A 2,139-nucleotide genomic window follows, 5' to 3' on the forward strand; every position below is an offset into this window, starting at 1 on the left:
CCGGGGCCCGCCGCGCCCCCCCCCCCCCTCGGGTTTTGCTTTGTAGTGCGCCCGCACCGCGATGGTGGGTGGTGTCCCCCGCCATTTCCCGCCGCCCTCGACCGCATCTGGATCCGGGAAGAAATCAGGAGCGGCCTCGAGACGCGGTTCGCTCGCTACGTCAGCGCTGGAATCGCCGAAGCTGATCTCGATGTCGGCTCCGCCGCCGAAATGCTGCTGAGCCTGGGCTTCGAGCTGGGTTTCGTGCATCGCGAGGTTCTCGAGACTTCACCCGAAATGACGAGACGGCTTTCGGGTCAGACCGAACAGAGTTGTCGAACCTCGAGCTCCCGTGACGCGGGGCATATCGAGCGAGCATTCTTGGTGAGGCAGCCCGTACAGAACATGCGCAGGCCTCGCTGAGCGTCCTTAGCTGGATGTTCGATGAACGCTTTTCGCGCTGGGACCGCAAGCAGGTCGTCGTCGAATTTTTGAACGAGGCGGCGGATACGGCAATCCTGCACATAACGGCGCGGACGAGCGGCTGGGCCGATCGTCCGCGCCGGCCAACGTGAGGGATCCCCCGGAGCCGTTACAGATCGGTGGATCGTTGTTCGATCAAAATCACCAAGACAATTCGCCGGCCTCGTTGACGAATGCGCCGGTGGGCCCATCGTCCTCGAGAAGAGCGCATTTGATCGCGATCACCGCCGCTTGGTCTGGAGTCCGCGAACTCATGAAATTCGTCGCTTCCGTCGCCGTATAGCCGGGGCAGATCGCATTGACCTTGATTCCCTTGTCCTTCAACAGGTGAGCATAGCTGAGCGTCAGCGAATTCAGCGCCGCCTTGGATGACTGATACGTCGGCATCGCGAAATCGGCGTAGATCCAATCCGGCTTCGAGCGTTGCCCAAACGAGCTCAGCTCCGACGAAACATTCACGATTCGCGCGCGCTTCGAGTTCGACAGGAGCGGCGTCATCGCCTCTGTCAAGCGGATGACCCCGACGACATTGACGTCCAACGTCCGTCGGGCCCGTTCGGCCATCGACAGTGACGCGTCATGGTCGAGGCCGATGCCGGCATTGTTGATTAGAACATCCAGGCGGCCGTATTCTTGCGCGATCAGCCTCGCAAGTGCGGAAACGCTGACGTCGTCCGTGGCGTCCAGCTGCACCGGCCGCACATCCAGTCGTTCTTTCTGCAAAGCGGCGCAAGCAGCTTCGCCACGCCCGAAATCACGACAACCGAGCAGAACATTCGCGCCTCGACGCGCGAGGCCGGCCGCAATGGCCAGTCCAATGCCGCGATTGGCGCCGCTGACCAAGGCAAGAATCTTATTATCGGCTTCCATTTGATCCGTCCGGGATAAGCCAGAGACGCGCCCGTCTGAACAGCCATGAGCGTCGGCTCTGAGAGACAACTTCGGCCGCGCAAGCCGAAGAGCTTGCACAGACAAGCCGACACGCTGTATAAGACCTCGAGTGAGGTTGAGGTCAAGAGGGTTTTCGACATGAATTCGAAGCCTGCTCCGCTGCTGTCGGTGGGCGAGGTGGCGCAACGAAGCGGCGTCGCCGTCTCGACTCTTCATTTCTACGAGGCCAAGGGCCTGATCGCGTCGATCCGCAGCCGCGGCAACCAGCGACGTTTTTCGCGCGACATTCTGCGGAGAATCGCCATCATCAGAGTCGCCCAGCGCCTCGGCGTCCCGCTCGCCGAAATCATCGGCCTTCTGAAGCCGGTTCCTGCCGGCAAACAGCCAACGGCCGGCGACGTTCGCGAGATGATCGCAAATTGGCGGATCGCGTTGCAGGCGAGGATCGACGGCCTGATCCTGCTGCGCGATAATTTGGATGGCTGCATCGGATGTGGGTGCCTGTCCTTGGAGGATTGTCCATTGCGCAATCCTTCCGACAAGCTCGGCGCCGAGGGGCAGGGAGCTGTGCTGTTGAACTACGACGGCGTGCGCGACCCGAACGGGTAGGCGCTTCGCGGCCTGGAAGGCGACGGCCTGATCGAGCGCGCGGCCTTATGCAGAGTTGTGTATTGTCTAGCATTACAGTTGCGTATTTTAACGGTTTCTGACTCACTGAGCCACCATGATTCGGTTCGGGGGTCATGGGATGGCGGGAGCTTCGATCGAGACGACGCTGGAGTTGTG

Annotated in this window: 3 protein-coding genes; 1 reads left to right on the forward strand and 2 read right to left on the reverse strand. The window is 61.3% G+C overall.

Annotation, left to right across the window (positions count from 1 at the left end):
* Both FMZ75_RS21440 and FMZ75_RS21015 read right to left on the reverse strand, forming a co-directional pair.
* The coding region (locus FMZ75_RS21440; protein ID WP_207783561.1) for a hypothetical protein at nucleotides 1-249 on the reverse strand (249 nt) is incomplete at its 3' end.
* A 354-nt stretch (nucleotides 250-603) separates the two neighbouring features.
* Complete coding sequence (locus FMZ75_RS21015) at nucleotides 604-1,332, reverse strand: SDR family oxidoreductase (protein ID WP_166146238.1); 729 nt, start codon at nucleotides 1,330-1,332, stop codon at nucleotides 604-606.
* Nucleotides 1,333-1,491: 159 nt separating this feature from the next.
* Between FMZ75_RS21015 and soxR the strand changes: the two genes are divergently transcribed.
* On the forward strand, nucleotides 1,492-1,962 hold the full coding sequence (soxR, locus tag FMZ75_RS21020; protein ID WP_166146241.1) for a redox-sensitive transcriptional activator SoxR: 471 nt from the start codon (nucleotides 1,492-1,494) through the stop codon (nucleotides 1,960-1,962).
* The last annotated feature ends 177 nt before the right edge of the window (nucleotides 1,963-2,139 follow it).

Origin of the sequence: Methylosinus sp. RM1 (assembly GCF_011378635.1) — a bacterium.
GTDB classification, from domain to species: domain Bacteria; phylum Pseudomonadota; class Alphaproteobacteria; order Rhizobiales; family Beijerinckiaceae; genus Methylosinus; species Methylosinus sporium.

What these genes read in the sequence shown, in the direction of transcription:
- FMZ75_RS21015 (WP_166146238.1), bottom strand. Translation starts at nt 1,332, where the DNA reads ATGGAAGCCGATAATAAGATTCTTGCCTTGGTCAGCGGCGCCAATCGC.
- soxR (WP_166146241.1), top strand. Translation starts at nt 1,492, where the DNA reads ATGAATTCGAAGCCTGCTCCGCTGCTGTCGGTGGGCGAGGTGGCGCAA.